Origin of the sequence: Pseudomonas frederiksbergensis, from assembly GCF_003732275.1 — a bacterium.
GTDB classification, from domain to species: domain Bacteria; phylum Pseudomonadota; class Gammaproteobacteria; order Pseudomonadales; family Pseudomonadaceae; genus Aquipseudomonas; species Aquipseudomonas frederiksbergensis_H.
Genome location: NZ_MOBM01000006.1, coordinates 254627 through 269391, shown reverse-complemented (window position 1 = coordinate 269391; position 14765 = coordinate 254627). Strand labels below are relative to the sequence as shown.

General features: G+C 61.2%; 13 protein-coding genes. 10 read left to right on the top strand and 3 right to left on the bottom strand.

Features of this window, described 5'->3' with window-relative positions:
• Position 1: 1 nt before the first annotated feature.
• The 3 genes from tssK to tagH all read right to left on the bottom strand — a co-directional run bounded on the left by tssK (position 2) and on the right by tagH (position 3347).
• Positions 2-1336: a type VI secretion system baseplate subunit TssK gene (gene tssK, locus BK662_RS05100; RefSeq protein WP_123357175.1), complete on the bottom strand. Its 1335-nt coding sequence runs from the start codon at positions 1334-1336 to the stop codon at positions 2-4.
• A 16-nt stretch (positions 1337-1352) separates the two neighbouring features.
• The gene (gene tssJ, locus BK662_RS05095) at positions 1353-1865 is read right to left on the bottom strand and encodes a type VI secretion system lipoprotein TssJ (RefSeq protein WP_123357174.1); all 513 of its coding nucleotides are present in this window, start codon (positions 1863-1865) and stop codon (positions 1353-1355) included.
• Positions 1866-1940: 75 nt separating this feature from the next.
• Positions 1941-3347 (bottom strand): type VI secretion system-associated FHA domain protein TagH, encoded by a 1407-nt coding sequence (tagH, locus tag BK662_RS05090; protein WP_123357173.1) that lies wholly within the window; start codon positions 3345-3347, stop codon positions 1941-1943.
• Positions 3348-3751: 404 nt separating this feature from the next.
• Between tagH and tssA the strand changes: the two genes are divergently transcribed.
• From tssA to tssH, 10 genes are all read left to right on the top strand, one after another.
• Complete coding sequence (gene tssA, locus BK662_RS05085) at positions 3752-4771, top strand: type VI secretion system protein TssA (protein ID WP_123357172.1); 1020 nt, start codon at positions 3752-3754, stop codon at positions 4769-4771.
• An 80-nt stretch (positions 4772-4851) separates the two neighbouring features.
• Complete coding sequence (tssB, locus tag BK662_RS05080; RefSeq protein ID WP_102614536.1) at positions 4852-5361, top strand: type VI secretion system contractile sheath small subunit; 510 nt, start codon at positions 4852-4854, stop codon at positions 5359-5361.
• A gap of 15 nt (positions 5362-5376) precedes the next feature.
• Positions 5377-6870 carry a type VI secretion system contractile sheath large subunit gene (tssC, locus tag BK662_RS05075; protein ID WP_123357171.1) on the top strand — a complete coding sequence of 498 codons (1494 nt, stop codon included), beginning with the start codon at positions 5377-5379 and terminating at the stop codon, positions 6868-6870.
• Positions 6871-7093: 223 nt separating this feature from the next.
• Complete coding sequence (locus BK662_RS05070) at positions 7094-7582, top strand: Hcp family type VI secretion system effector (protein WP_007894494.1); 489 nt, start codon at positions 7094-7096, stop codon at positions 7580-7582.
• A gap of 81 nt (positions 7583-7663) precedes the next feature.
• Positions 7664-8113, top strand: a complete 450-nt coding sequence (locus BK662_RS05065; protein ID WP_123357170.1) for a type VI secretion system amidase effector protein Tae4 — start codon at positions 7664-7666, stop codon at positions 8111-8113.
• On the top strand, positions 8113-8559 hold the full coding sequence (locus BK662_RS05060) for a hypothetical protein (RefSeq protein ID WP_123357169.1): 447 nt from the start codon (positions 8113-8115) through the stop codon (positions 8557-8559). The genes BK662_RS05065 and BK662_RS05060 overlap by 1 nt, the downstream gene beginning before the upstream one ends.
• Positions 8553-9065: a type VI secretion system baseplate subunit TssE gene (tssE, locus tag BK662_RS05055; RefSeq protein ID WP_123357168.1), complete on the top strand. Its 513-nt coding sequence runs from the start codon at positions 8553-8555 to the stop codon at positions 9063-9065. The genes BK662_RS05060 and tssE overlap by 7 nt, the downstream gene beginning before the upstream one ends.
• Complete coding sequence (gene tssF / locus BK662_RS05050) at positions 9062-10921, top strand: type VI secretion system baseplate subunit TssF (RefSeq protein ID WP_123357167.1); 1860 nt, start codon at positions 9062-9064, stop codon at positions 10919-10921. The genes tssE and tssF overlap by 4 nt, the downstream gene beginning before the upstream one ends.
• On the top strand, positions 10885-11937 hold the full coding sequence (tssG, locus tag BK662_RS05045) for a type VI secretion system baseplate subunit TssG (protein WP_123357166.1): 1053 nt from the start codon (positions 10885-10887) through the stop codon (positions 11935-11937). The genes tssF and tssG overlap by 37 nt, the downstream gene beginning before the upstream one ends.
• On the top strand, positions 11930-14608 hold the full coding sequence (gene tssH, locus BK662_RS05040) for a type VI secretion system ATPase TssH (protein WP_123357165.1): 2679 nt from the start codon (positions 11930-11932) through the stop codon (positions 14606-14608). The genes tssG and tssH overlap by 8 nt, the downstream gene beginning before the upstream one ends.
• Positions 14609-14765 lie beyond the last annotated feature (157 nt).

The following is a 14765-nucleotide window of genomic DNA, read 5'->3' as shown; positions in this document are numbered from 1 at the left end:
TTTATCCTCGGATCGCCCAGAAAGCCAGGTTCAGCCCCGGGAATTGCCCCGCGATGTAGAACGCAAAACCGCCGGAGTTGGCCAGTTGCTGCCAATGCTCGCTGCCCCGGTCCAGTTCGTAATAAGTGGAGCCGGCGTGATACGGGATTTGCCGTGGCGCCACCGGCAGTGGCAGCAGGCCAATGCCCGGTAATTGCAGGTTGACCAGGTTGCGGATGTGCTCCACCGAGCCGACCTTGCTCTGTTGGCCGAAGTGGCTGCGCAGGGTTTCGGCGGGCACGTCGGCGCGCACCACCAGGATAAAGCTGGCGCTGTCGAGCAGGGTCTTGTCGGCCAGCATCGCCACATGGACGCCGTAGGCTTTTTCGACAATAGGAATCGGCGTGGCCTTGCTGTCGATCAGCATCGACAGCGCCTCACGCAGGGCTTGCATCACCGGCGCGAAACTCAGCGCCAAGTCATCGTGCTGGTACTGCGGGTATTCCTGGGGGCGCCGCCCGGAAGCGGTGAAAGTCGAGAACTCGCCGGCCAGACTCACCAGCTCGCTATAGAACCGCTCGGGGTGCAACGGGCTCAACTGGCTCAAGTGCTGGATCAGCGGCTGGGCACGGTTGACCAGTTGCAGCAGCATGAAATCGGCAATCTCCGAGGCACCGCCGGCGCCGGATGCCACCACGCGCCCGGCGAGGGCTTCGCCGCGCTGATGCAGCAGGCCCAGCAGTTCGTTGCGAAACGCGGCCAAGGGGTTGGAGGCGACCACATCCAGCAGCGGCGGGATGTAAGTGTCGTCGAGCACCAAGGCTCGGTCGGCGCGTTTCTCCTTGATTCGTACCAGGCCGACGGCGGCGTAGTCGCTGATGCCATCCTGGGCAACCAATAGTCGCAGCGCCCTCGAACCCACGGCCACCGGGGCCTGGTTTTCGAACGGCGCGTTATCGTCCCGTACTTCGCGCACCTGGCTCACGTAGCGCGCAGCGCCCAGGGTTTCGCCTTCGTCAACGGTATCTCGCGCACCGGCGCGCTTGAGCGGCAAGGCCAGGTACACCAAACCATCGCGCAGGTTGTCATCGACATTCAGCGGGCTCGGCGCCAGGTCATCCTGGGGAATGTTGAATGGCGTGCCGTCCGGCAACAGCCCCCGCGCCGAGATGATCGCCAGTTTGCCCTGGGCCAGCAGGCCCTGGTCGATCAGCAATTCGGAGAAACCCCAGGCGCCGGCCGACAACGGGCGGCTCCGGGCATCGATGAGGTTCTCCAGGTAACGGTCATGCTGCTGGAAGTGCTGCGTTCCAATGAACATGCCTTCCGACCAGACCACACGATTGTTCCAGGACATGGGGGGCTCCGATTGCTTATTGGGCAGGGCTGGATGGGGAAACCACGACGGCGCTGCGCACGGCTCGCACGTCGAGGCTGATCTGGTATTCGGTGTATTGGCGCGGGGGGACATTCATCACCGCGCGCCACAACGACTGATCCAGCTCGCGATACCCCACCAGTACGCCGATATGGCGGGTGGCCGGGTCGAGGTTGCGCTGCAGGCTCAACTGCTGGCCGGGCTGGATCAGCACTTCGTCCTGATCGATCAGATCTGTGCCGAGCGTCGCCTGGGCCCGTTCGGCCAGTGCGAAATAATCGGAACGGCCGAAGGTGGCGGCATTTTTCAATTCGAAAATACGCACCCGGACCGGGGCTGGCTGGCCAGTGGTGCCGGGGTTGAGCCCGGCAATGGCGTGAAAGTGCAACTCGACGGCGGCCGTGTCGGCCTCGGCCTCAGCCGCTTCGGGCTGGGGTTTGGCCGCATCCTTGGCACATGCGGTCAGCAGAAGCGCGGTGGCGACTGCGAGTAAAAACCTGGGAATCATCCTGCGTCCTCAATGACGTTTCAGCTATCCGTTGTTCCGTTCTTTGCTATGAATGGCGCTATGCGATGGCGATGCTCAGCCGCAGCGCTGCCTTGTACTGTGTTCTTCGTAGGCGCGGCTGAATTCCCGACCGAACAGGTCCTGGAAATCCTCTTGGGCCTCGCGGGAAATATTGCTGTAGAGCTCGGTGAACTGCTGCCAGTACTGGGCCTGTCGCGAGCCACTGAAAATACTCGACAGGCCACCGGGCTTGCCCATGCGCTCTTCCAGTTGTGCCGGCTCGAAGCGCGCCAGCAGGTGCTTGATCGCAGCTTCCACGCCGGCCATCACCGCCAATTGGTGAGCACGCAAGTCATCGAAGCTGTCGCGCACAGCCAGGTCCGGCGCCATGAACGCCTGATTGCTGTGGCGCAACAGCAACAGCAACGCTTCATCGACGTTGGGAGCGAATTTCAGCGGGTTGTTTTCCACCGGTTGAATCATCGTCTGCTGAATGCGGAACTCGCCCTTGAGGCTGCTACGGGCGCGCAAGACATCGATCAGGCCTTCGACCATCAGCCGATAACTGCGCCCGATACTTTCCATTTGCGCTTCGGCCTGGGCCTTGTCCAGGCGCACTTGATCCAGCCCGGCACCGCGCAGAAAGGCTTGCAACAGGTCGGGTTGAGAATTGTCGGCCGGGTTGACTGGATCGACCAGGCGTTCGACGACGGCCACGGGCGATTCGCGCAGCGGTGTCGGTTCGATCGGTACGCTGATGTGAGGTACAGATGGCGGTGCAACCTCTGCAACAGGTAGCGGGGCGACAGCCACCGGCGCAGGTTTGTCGCTGAACAGGTCCCAATCTTCCGGAATCACCGGGGCCGACGCCAGCGGTTCAGGCCCGGTCACGGGCGTTGGGGTGGAGATCGGGGTCGGTGGGCGGAAATCGTGCTGCTCGGCCGGGACATGGTCGGGCTGGGTGGCTGGCGGGACGCTGGTCGGTGTCAGAAAGTCGAACAGGTCCGGCATCGTGTCCATGGCCGATACGCCCTGGAAATGTGCGGGTGGTGTCACGGGCAACGACGTCGGCGTATTCACGACGGCACCCTGACGCCCCATCAGGGCCTCAAAGCTGCTGGACGAATCAGCGAAAGGGTTACCGTCGGTCACCGGCAAACTGAAATCGATACGCGCCTGGATTTCATAATCACCGATGCGGATAACTTCGCCATCTTGCAAGGGCTCGCTGTTTCCTTTGCGCAGACGAATACCGGCCTTGACCAATTCCACACCGTTAGTGCTGTTATCGGTTAAATAATACCGGCCATCTTTATATTGAATACTGCAATGTTTGCCGGAAACCAAGCGCTCAGGGTCGGGCAATACCCAGTCATTATCAGAGTTGCGACCTATCGCCATCACACCCTGATCCATGGATTTCTCAGGGCACTGGCCAGGGGTAATTTTGTGATAACTAGTAATAGTCAAACACAGCGACATCTTGCCTCCTTGCTGAACACTTTGCGCGCGGACGAATCGGGATTCACTCCCGCCAAACTCGGTCCGACAACCTTGCAAACAACCTCGAAAACCGCTTTTTGACAGCATGATTGCTGATCTTAACCGGCTTGCGTGACAAAAAACCTGCATCAGCGCCTGCCTCGACCAATCGGTCGCGCGGGTTGTTAAGCACCTCACATCTGTCACACAGAGGAAATAGCTTACCTTGACAAGCCATAAGTACTACACCAAAAATAACAACTTCTTGAATAACAATGATGGCGCTTTGAGATCACTTCGTATCCAAAGGGCCATTACACTCAAGGAAACATGCGTAGTCCCACCTGGTGCTAACGTGTGAACTGCCCGACTCTGTTTGTCGGGCGATAGGGAGATCAAATTCAGTGGAAGTGCCTTTGTTGCTCGCCGCCGTTTCCGCGACTTCGCCCTGTGGCGAAGATCTGGAATACGACGCGGATTTTTTGCGCCTGGAACGCGATTCCCAAGGCCAGCCCGAGCGAAGCATGGGCGATTCGATATTGCCTGCCGCCCCCCCTGAATGGCGCAGCATCCAGCAGCAAAGTCTGGATTTGTTGCAACGCAGCAAAGATCTGCGTATCACCCACTTCCTGTTGCAAAGTTCCCTTGCCCTCGAAGGCGTCACCGGCCTGGCCCGCGTCCTGACGCTGATCAGCGAGTTGCTCAAGCAGTACTGGGCCGACCTGCATCCGCGCCTGGATGCCGAAGACAACAACGACCCCACCGTGCGCATCAATGCCCTCGCCGGCCTGACGTCCGATGCCACCATTCGCCTGCTACGCGAAAGCATCCTGGCCCGTTCGCGAACCTTTGGCGCTGTCAGCCTGCGCGCCGCCGCCAATGCCAGCGGCCTGCAAAGCTTCCCTGACGAAAACCTCGGCGCCGAGCAGCTCGCCGGGGCGTTCCTCGACAGCGATCCCGAACAGTTGGAAATCACCCGCGCAGCTTTGCACGAGGCCCGCAGCGTCGCCGAGGCCATCGAGCAACAGGTCAGCGAACAAATCGGTTCCGCCCAAGGCGTTGACCTTGGCCCGTTGAAGCAACCGCTCAAAATGGCCTTGCAGATTCTCGGCCAGTTCGCCCCGCAGAGCGGCGACAGCCCCCTGCCCGATTCCATCAGCGACGACAGTGCCGCGCCGGTTGAACAACCCACCGCGCCGAGCACACCGCGCAGCACTGGCGAAATCAACAACCGCGACGATGTGCTGCGCAGCCTGGACCGGATTCTTGCGTACTACACCCGTCATGAGCCCTCCAGCCCGCTGCCCGTGCTGTTGAACCGGGCGAAGAATCTGGTGCATGCCGACTTTGCGGCCATCGTGCGCAACCTGATTCCCGACGGCATGAGCCAATTTGAAAACCTGCGCGGACCAGACAGCGAATAAAAGCGAACGGATCACGCAGTCACGTCACCGGTACCACCGATGACGCCAACACCGTCGCTCAAGCGACCAGGAGCAGCAACGTGGCGAAGCAAAGTTCTCAGAAATTCATCGCGCGCAACCGTGCGCCTCGAGTGCAGATCGAGTACGACGTCGAGCTCTACGGCGCCGAGAAAAAGGTCCAGTTGCCCTTCGTCATGGGCGTCATGGCGGACCTCGCCGGCAAGCCCGCCGAGCCTCTGGCGCCCGTGGCCGATCGCAAGTTCCTCGAGGTGGATGTCGACAACTTCGACTCGCGCCTCAAAGCCATGCAGCCACGTGTCGCGTTCAACGTGCCCAACGAGCTGACCGGCGAAGGCAATCTGAGCCTGGACATCACCTTTGAAAGCATGGATGACTTCAGCCCGGCCGCCGTGGCGCGCAAGGTTGACTCGCTGAACAAGCTGCTCGAAGCGCGCACCCAACTGGCCAACCTGCTGACCTACATGGACGGCAAGACCGGTGCCGAAGAAATCATCATGAAGGCCATCAAGGATCCGGCGCTGCTCCAGGCGCTTGCCAGTGCGCCGAAGCCAGCCGAGCCTCAGGCTTAATCAGGACGAATGATCATGACCGATTCAGTACGTGCAGACGCTCAGAAACTGGGCACCACCGAAGAAGCCAGCGAGTTCGCCTCCCTGCTGCTGCAAGAATTCAAACCCAAGACCGACCGCGCTCGCGAAGCCGTCGAGACCGCCGTGCGCACCCTGGCTGAACAGGCCCTGGCGCAAACCGACCTGGTGTCCAACGACGCCATCAAGTCGATCGAATCAATCATCGCCGCCATTGACGCCAAGCTCACCGCCCAGGTCAACCAGGTCATTCACCACCCCGATTTCCAGCAACTGGAAAGCGCCTGGCGTGGCCTGCACTACCTGGTCAACAACACCGAGAGCGATGAGCAACTGAAGATTCGCGTGCTCAATATCTCCAAGACTGACCTGCACAAGACCCTGAAGAAATTCAAGGGCACCGCGTGGGATCAGAGCCCGATCTTCAAGAAGATGTACGAAGAAGAATACGGCCAGTTCGGTGGCGAACCTTACGGTTGCCTCGTGGGCGATTACTATTTCGACCAGTCGCCGCCGGATGTCGAGTTGCTGGGCGAGTTGTCGAAAGTCTGCGCCGCCATGCACTCGCCGTTCATCGCCGCCGCATCGCCGACTGTGATGGGCATGGGCTCGTGGCAGGAACTGTCGAACCCGCGCGATCTGACCAAAATCTTCACCACCCCGGAATACGCCGGCTGGCGCTCGCTGCGCGAATCGGAAGACTCGCGCTACATCGGCCTGACCATGCCGCGCTTCCTCGCGCGTCTGCCGTATGGCGCCAAGACCGATCCGGTGGAGGCCTTCGCTTTCGAAGAAAACACCGACGGTGCCGACAGCTCCAAGTACACGTGGGCCAACGCCGCTTACGCAATGGCGGTGAATATCAACCGCTCGTTCAAACACTTCGGCTGGTGCTCGCGCATTCGTGGCGTGGAGTCTGGCGGTGAAGTGGAAAATCTGCCGGCGCACACCTTCCCCACCGACGATGGTGGCGTGGACATGAAGTGCCCGACCGAAATCGCCATTTCGGACCGCCGTGAAGCGGAACTGGCGAAGAACGGTTTCATGCCGCTGCTGCACAAGAAAAACACCGACTTCGCCGCGTTCATCGGTGCCCAGTCATTGCAGAAACCGGCCGAGTACGACGATCCGGACGCCACCGCCAACGCCAACCTGGCCGCGCGCCTGCCGTACCTGTTCGCCACCTGCCGTTTCGCCCATTACTTGAAGTGCATCGTGCGCGACAAGATCGGCTCCTTCAAAGAGAAGGACGAAATGCAGCGTTGGTTGCAGGACTGGATCCTCAATTACGTCGACGGTGACCCGGCGCACTCCACTGAAACCACCAAGGCCCAGCACCCATTGGCTGCGGCCGAAGTGATCGTCGAGGACGTGGAAGGCAACCCGGGGTACTACAACTCCAGGTTCTACCTGCGCCCGCACTATCAGCTCGAAGGTCTGACCGTGTCGCTGCGCCTGGTATCCAAGCTGCCTTCGGCCAAAGGCGCATAAAAACCTGCTGAACGGTACGCGGTAAAAAGTGGGAGCGAGCCTACTCGCGATAGCGGTGGATCAGTCGCTGCCAGTGTTGCCTGACACTCCGCCATCGCGAGCAGGCTCGCTCCCACAGGGATCTTCATTAGGTTGGAGATCACCTTGAACCCGTTCAGCAGAACAGATTTCGCAAGGTCGGCGTCAACCAAACAATGTGGTAGAGACCACACAGGGAGAAAACATGGCTGTTGATATTTTCATCAAGATCGGCGACATCAAGGGCGAGTCCATGGACAAGGCCCACAAGGACGAAATCGACGTCTTGAACTGGAGCTGGGGCATGTCTCAGTCCGGCAATATGCACGTGGGCAGCGGTGGTGGTGCCGGCAAGGTGAACATCCAGGACCTGTCGCTGACCAAATACGTCGACAAGGCCTCACCGAACCTGATGATGCACTGCGCCAGCGGCAAGCACATCGACAAGGTCAAGCTGACCGTGCGCAAGGCCGGCGGCGAAAGCCAGGTCGAATACATGATCATCAACCTGGAAGAAGTGCTGGTCACTTCCCTGAGCACCGGCGGCTCGGGTAGCGATGATCGCCTGACCGAAAACCTCACCCTGAACTTCGCCAAGGTGCTGGTGGACTACCAGCCGCAAAAAGCCGATGGCACCAAGGAAGGCGGGCCGGTCAAGTTCGGCTGGAACATCCGCCAGAACGTCAAGGTGTAATCGAAGGTGCCCCCGGCGTTATACGCCGGGGGTTTTTGGTGCTTGCTCGAATCCAATCCTTTCCCCTGCGGTGTCTGAGTCATGGCCAAACCTTCGTTCATTAATTTGTGGAACAGCTACCCACCCTACCCGTCGGCCACGCCTGCCTGCGACGGCCCCTGGATCAACCAGTGCGCCATTCGCATGAGTATCGCCTTGTGTGGTGAACGGACGTTGCCGGTCAACTCGTCGACTTATACGCTGGACCCCCGATGCTCCCACGGGCATGCCCGAGGTGCTGAATCGCTGGCTAACTGGCTGTGGAAAAGACAGCAGATCGGCCCGCCAAAGATTTACACAAACAGCGTGGCCGACCGCACCGTGCTTATGGGCAAGACCGGCATCATTTTTTTCAAGGACTGCTACGAGCAAAGTAGCGATACGGCTGGCCGGCCCACCGGCGACCATATCGACCTGTGGAACCGGGGCCTGACCAAGAGCGGTGATCTGTTCTCAAGATCCAGGGCCATCTGGTTCTGGGAGCTTCAGTAATGCGCACTCCTTTGCTTTTTACGGCGTTGGCAGCCAGCCTCATCAGTCTAAGCGCGTGCGCTGGACAAGAAGCACCCGCTCCAGCAGCCCCGGCAACCCCGACCCAAGCGGTGTTTGTCGGACAGCCCCTGAGCCTGATCAACGATCAAGGCCGCTGCACGCTCGTCAAACCCGACAAGACCCACTTGACGCTCGACATGGAATGGCCTTGTCAGTTCAGCCTTGGCCAGGACAGGCAATTGCGGGTAGAGACCTTTCGCCAAGTCCCGATATTCATGGTTGAACGCAGCGAACCAATGCCGGCACCGAGCCGTGACTGCCTGACCAAACTCCAGGCAGTGCGCCAGATCAAGGGCACGCTGGAAATCTCGGGTGTGAACCAGTTCGCCTCTTGCGGGCCTGGTCAGTGGGATCAAAAAATGTACGTGGCCTTCTTTCGGTGGTAACCGAAATCGCCACCCGCGATCGCCTGCAACCGTCCCTGCTGGACCGGTTGACCGACGACGACCCGAGCAACCTCAAGGAAAGCGCCGACAAGCGCGTGCTGTCCCTGACCCAACTGAAAGCCTCGGTGCTGCGTGACCTGGCGTGGCTGCTCAATACCACTTCGTTGCTCAGCGCCGATGCGACACTGCACACCCCGGCCGGCACGTCGGTGGTCAACTTCGGGCTGCCAGCCCTGGCCGGCAACAGTGCGTCGAACGTCGATATCGCGGCGCTTGAAGCGCTGATCCACCAGGCCATCGCCACCTTCGAACCGCGGATTCTGCGCAACACTTTGCGCGTGCGGGCCCGGGCATCCGCCGAGATGAACCACAACGCCCTGAGTTTCGAGATCGAAGGCGATCTCTGGGCCCAGCCAGTGCCGCTGCGCCTGATGCTGCAAACCGACCTGGACCTGGAATCCGGCCATGTGCGAGTGATCAACGCCGACCAACGGAGACGTTCATGAACCCGCGCCTGCTGGAACTGTACAACCAGGAATTGCACCACGTGCGCGAAAGCGCGGCGGAGTTCGCCCAGGAATACCCGAAAATCGCCAGTCGGCTGACGTTGTCCGGCATGGACTGCGCCGACCCGTACGTCGAGCGCTTGCTGGAAGGGTTCGCCTACCTGACGGCGCGGGTGCAGCTCAAGCTCAACGCCGAATACCCGACCTTCACCCACAACCTGCTGGAAATCGCTTACCCCCATTACCTGGCGCCGACACCCTCGATGACCGTGGTGCAATTGCAGGCCGACCCTGATGAAGGCTCGCTGAGCAGCGGTTTCCCGCTGCCCCGGGACACGGTCCTGCGCGCCGCTCTGGGCCGCGAAACCCAAACCTGCTGCGAGTACCGCACCGCCCATGCGGTGACGTTGTGGCCGTTGCAGGTCAGTCGGGCCGAGTACTTCGGCAATCCGTCCGCCGTGCTCGGACGCCTGGTCGCCAGCGAACCCAAGGCCAAGGCCGGTCTGCGCCTGACCCTGCGCACCGGCGCCGAACTACCGTTCAGCAGTCTGGCCCTGGACAACCTGCCGCTGTACCTCAGCGGTGCAGACGAGCAGCCCTTCCGCCTCTACGAACAGCTGCTGGGTAACGTCTGCGCCGTGTTCGCCCGTCAGCCCGGCGGTGATTGGGTGGAACGCCTGCCGCAGGACGCCCTGCGTTCCCAGGGATTCGACGATACCGACGCCGCGCTGCCCGTGGTCTCGCGGGCCTTCCAGGGCTATCGCCTGTTGCAGGAATACTTCGCCCTGCCCCACCGCTTTCTGTTTGTCGACTTCACCCAGTTGAGCCGGGCGGTCAAACGCTGCGACGGCCAGGAACTGGAATTGATCGTGCTGTTCGATCGTCACGATTCGAGCCTGGAAGGCAGCGTCGGAGCCGCGCAGTTCCTGCCGTTCTGCACCCCGGCAATTAACTTGTTTCCCAAGCGCCTGGATCGCATCCACTTGTCAGAACGGGTCAATGAACACCATGTGATCGCCGACCGCACCCGACCGATGGATTTCGAGATTCATTCCCTGACCACTCTCACCGGCCACGGCACCGGGTCGGAGCAGCCTTTTTTGCCGTTCTATGCGGTACGCGATCCGTCTCGCTACGGCCGCGATCAGGCCTGGTACACGGTGCGGCGCGAACCCCGCGTGCTGTCCAGCGGCCAGCGTCGCAACGGCCCGCGCTCGACTTACATCGGCAGCGAAACCTTCGTCAGCCTGGTGGACAGCCAGCAGGCGCCCTATCGCCACGACCTGCGTCAACTGGGCGTAACGGCGTTGTGCACCAACCGCGATCTGCCGCTGTTCATGAGCGTGGGCAATAGCAAGACCGACTTCACCCTGGCCGACAGCGCACCTGTAGCGGCGGTGCGCTGCGTGGCAGGCCCGAGCCGCCCACGCGCCAGCCATGCCCATGACGCCAAGGCGTGGCGGTTGATCAGCCAGCTTTCGCTGAATTACTTGTCCCTCAGCGAACAAGGCCAGGGCGCCGCCGCCCTGCGCGAACTGTTGCGCCTGTACGGCGACAGCAACGATGCGGCGTTGCAATTGCAGATCGAAGGCCTGCGCGAAGTCAGCAGCAAGGCCTGCACCCGACGGCTGCCAATGCCGGGCCCGATCGTGTTTGGTCGTGGCCTGGAGATCACTCTGGAATTCGATGAAAACGCGTTTCGCGGCACTGGAGTCTTCTTGCTCGGTGCAGTGTTCGAGCGCTTCCTGGCACGCTACGTGTCGATCAACAGTTTTACCGAGACGGTGATCCGTACCACCGAACGCGGCGAGATCATGCGATGGAAAGCCAAGCCCGGACGCCGTCCGACCCTGTGAATACCCTGGATGCGATGCACCAGGAGCCCTGGGAATACGACTTCTTCCAGGCGTTGCGGCGCATCGAGTGTGAATCGCCTGAACTGCCGCGTCTGGGCCATTCCTTGCGCCTGGCCGATGATCCGCTGCGTCTTGGGCAACAGGCCGATTGCACCTTTGCCCCGGCGACCCTAGCGTCGGTACAGCCGGGCGTCGACGGTGCGCCGGCGCGCCTGGAGCAGTTCTTTTTCGGCCTCGGCGGCCCCAACGGCCCATTGCCGCTGCACATCACCGAATATGTGCGCGAACGTCAGCGCAACAACGCCGACAGCACCAGTAAACGCTTCCTGGATGTGTTCCATCACCGCCTGCTGAGCCTGTTTTACCGGGCCTGGGCCGAAGCCCGGCCGACGGTCAGCCATGACCGCCCGGACGATGACTACTGGTCGGCACGCCTGGCGGCACTGAGCGGTCGGGGTATGCCGAGCCTGCTCAAACAAGGGCTGATTCCCGACACGGCGAAGTTGCATTACAGCGGTCATCTGTCGGCACAAACCCGCTACCCGGACGGTTTGAAGGCCATTCTCAGCGAATACTTCGGTCTGCCGGTGGAGATCGAAGAGTACGTCGGCCAATGGCTGGAGCTGCCAGAACGCAGCCGCGTGGGCGCCAGCGCCCATCAATTGGGCGTGGATTTTTGCCTGGGCCGTTACGTCTGGGATCGCCAGCACAAATTCCGCATTCGCCTGGGGCCACTCAAGCTGGATGACTACATGAGCATGCTGCCCGGTAGCCAACCCTTCAATGAGCTGGTGGCCTGGGTGGCCGAATACTTGGGCCATGAACTGGACTGGGATCTGAACCTGGTTCTGAAACAGCCCGAAGTACCGGCATTGCAACTCAATCGCCAGTTCCGCCTGGGTTTCAATACCTGGCTGGGCCAGCCCGAAAAAGATGCCAAGGATTTAATACTGGCCCGGCATTACGCCGAGCAGGCCAACACCTCACAGATCTCAAGGAGCCATGAGCATGGGTGAAATCAGTCGCGCCGCGTTGTTCGGTAAACTCAACAGCGTGGCCTACAAAGCCATCGAAGCCGCCACCGTATTCTGCAAGTTACGCGGTAACCCTTATGTGGAGCTGGTCCACTGGTTTCATCAGTTGCTGCAACTGCAGGACTCAGACCTGCACCGCATCATCCGTCAGTTCAATATCGAGCCGGCGCGCCTGGCCCGTGACCTGACCGAAGCTTTGGACCGTTTGCCACGGGGCTCGACTTCAATCACTGACTTGTCCTCCCATGTGGAAGAAGCCGTGGAGCGTGGCTGGGTCTACGGCAGCCTGATGTTCGGCGAAAGCCAGGTGCGTACCGGTTACCTGGTGCTGGGCATCCTCAAAACGCCGAGCCTGCGCCATGGGCTACTGGGGCTGTCGGCAGAGTTTGACAAGATCAAGGTCGAAGCCCTGAGCGAGCGTTTTGACGAATACGTCGGTGACTCGCCGGAAAATGCGCTCAGCGCCAGCGATGGTTTCAACGCAGGCAGCGTGCCCGGTGAAGCCTGCGGCGCCATGGCCCCAAGCGCCATGGGCAAGCAGGAAGCGCTCAAGCGTTTTACCGTCGACCTCACCGAGCAGGCCCGCAGCGGCAAGCTAGATCCGATTGTCGGGCGTGACGAAGAAATCCGCCAACTGGTGGACATCCTCATGCGCCGTCGGCAGAACAATCCGATTCTGACCGGTGAAGCCGGCGTCGGTAAAACCGCCGTGGTCGAAGGCTTTGCCCTGCGCATCGTCGCCGGTGACGTGCCGCCGGCGCTCAAGGACGTGGAACTGCGCAGCCTCGACGTCGGCCTGTTGCAGGCCGGCGCGAGCATGAAAGGTGAATTCGAACAGCGCCTGCGTCAGGTCATCGAAGACGTCCAGGCCTCACCAAAACCGATCATCCTGTTTATCGACGAAGCCCACACGCTGGTAGGTGCCGGTGGTGCCGCCGGCACCGGGGACGCGGCCAACCTGCTCAAACCGGCCCTGGCCCGAGGCACCCTGCGAACCGTGGCCGCCACGACCTGGGCCGAGTACAAAAAGCATATCGAGAAAGACCCGGCCCTGACCCGCCGCTTCCAGGTGGTGCAAGTCGCCGAGCCGTCCGAAGACAAAGCGCTGTTGATGATGCGCGGCGTGGCCTCGACCATGGAGAAACACCATAAGGTGCAAATCCTCGACGAAGCCCTGGAAGCCTCGGTCAAGCTGTCCCATCGCTACATCCCGGCGCGCCAGTTGCCGGACAAATCCGTGAGCCTGCTGGACACCGCCTGCGCCCGGGTTGCCATCAGCCTGCACGCCGTGCCGGCCGAAGTGGATGACAGCCGTCGCCGCATCGAGGCGCTGGAAACCGAACTGCAAATCATCGCCCGCGAGCACGCCATTGGCATCGTCATCGGCGCCCGCCAGAGCAACAGTGAAAACCTGCTGGCCGCCGAGCGCGAACGCCTGGCTGAACTCGAAAGCCGCTGGGCCGAAGAGAAAACCCTGGTGGACGAACTGCTCGCCACCCGCGCCACCCTGCGCGAAAGCGTCGGTGTGGTGGACAGCGACGTTGGCAGTGAAGAAAGCCACGCCCTGCGCGAGAAACTGGTGGACCTGCAACAGCGTCTCACTGCTCTGCAAGGGGAAACCCCGCTGATTCTGCCGACGGTCGATTACCAGGCCGTGGCCTCGGTGGTCGCCGACTGGACGGGGATTCCGGTGGGCCGCATGGCCCGTAACGAACTGGAAACCGTGCTCAACCTCGACCAGCACCTGAAAAAACGCATCATCGGCCAGGACCACGCCTTGCAGATGATCGCCAAGCGTATCCAGACCTCCCGCGCCGGCCTCGACAACCCGAGCAAGCCGATTGGCGTGTTCATGCTCGCGGGCACCTCCGGCGTGGGCAAGACCGAAACGGCCCTGGCCCTGGCCGAAGCCATGTACGGCGGTGAGCAGAACGTCATCACCATCAACATGAGCGAATTCCAGGAAGCCCACACCGTGTCCACCCTCAAGGGTGCTCCACCGGGCTATATCGGCTATGGCGAAGGCGGCGTGCTGACCGAAGCCGTGCGGCGCAAACCCTACAGCGTGGTGCTGCTGGACGAGGTGGAAAAAGCCCACCCGGACGTGCATGAAATCTTCTTCCAGGTCTTCGACAAAGGCGTGATGGAGGACGGCGAAGGACGGGTGATCGACTTCAAGAACACCTTGATCCTGCTGACCACCAACGCTGGCACCGAGTTGATTGCCCAGGTCTGCAAAGACCCGCAAAACGTGCCCGAGCCCGAAGAGATCGCCAAGGCCCTGCGCCAGCCGCTGCTGGAGATTTTCCCGCCGGCATTGCTGGGCCGCCTGGTGACCATTCCGTACTACCCGCTCAGCGACGAGATGCTCAAGGCCATTACCCGCCTGCAACTCAACCGCATCAAAAAGCGCGTGGAGAACACCCATAAAGTGGCCTTCGATTACGACGATGCGGTGATCGACCTGATCGTCTCCCGCTGCACCGAAACCGAAAGCGGTGGGCGAATGATCGACACCATCCTGACCAACAGCCTGCTGCCGGACATGAGCCGCGAGTTCCTCACCCGCATGCTCGAAGGCGAAGCGCTGGCAGGCGTGCGGATCAGCGCCCGGGATAACGAATTGCACTACGACTTCAGCGACGCGGCCTGACCTGACTGGAACACGGTCAATGTGGGAGCGGGCTTGCTCGCGAAGGCGGACTGACATTCAACATTGATGCTGGATGTCATGACCCCTTCGCGAGCAAGCCCGCTCCCATACTTGATCCGGTTCCGGCAGGGGAAAAGCGGCGCGGCGATTACAACGT

Bases quoted from the DNA above. Each gene is read 5' to 3' on its own strand.
- tssK (WP_123357175.1), bottom strand. From the start codon at position 1,336: ATGTCCTGGAACAATCGTGTGGTCTGGTCGGAAGGCATGTTCATTGGA.
- tssJ (WP_123357174.1), bottom strand. From the start codon at position 1,865: ATGATTCCCAGGTTTTTACTCGCAGTCGCCACCGCGCTTCTGCTGACC.
- tagH (WP_123357173.1), bottom strand. From the start codon at position 3,347: ATGTCGCTGTGTTTGACTATTACTAGTTATCACAAAATTACCCCTGGC.
- tssC (WP_123357171.1), top strand. From the start codon at position 5,377: ATGACCGATTCAGTACGTGCAGACGCTCAGAAACTGGGCACCACCGAA.
- BK662_RS05070 (WP_007894494.1), top strand. From the start codon at position 7,094: ATGGCTGTTGATATTTTCATCAAGATCGGCGACATCAAGGGCGAGTCC.
- BK662_RS05065 (WP_123357170.1), top strand. From the start codon at position 7,664: ATGGCCAAACCTTCGTTCATTAATTTGTGGAACAGCTACCCACCCTAC.
- BK662_RS05060 (WP_123357169.1), top strand. From the start codon at position 8,113: ATGCGCACTCCTTTGCTTTTTACGGCGTTGGCAGCCAGCCTCATCAGT.
- tssF (WP_123357167.1), top strand. From the start codon at position 9,062: ATGAACCCGCGCCTGCTGGAACTGTACAACCAGGAATTGCACCACGTG.
- tssG (WP_123357166.1), top strand. From the start codon at position 10,885: ATGGAAAGCCAAGCCCGGACGCCGTCCGACCCTGTGAATACCCTGGAT.
- tssH (WP_123357165.1), top strand. From the start codon at position 11,930: ATGGGTGAAATCAGTCGCGCCGCGTTGTTCGGTAAACTCAACAGCGTG.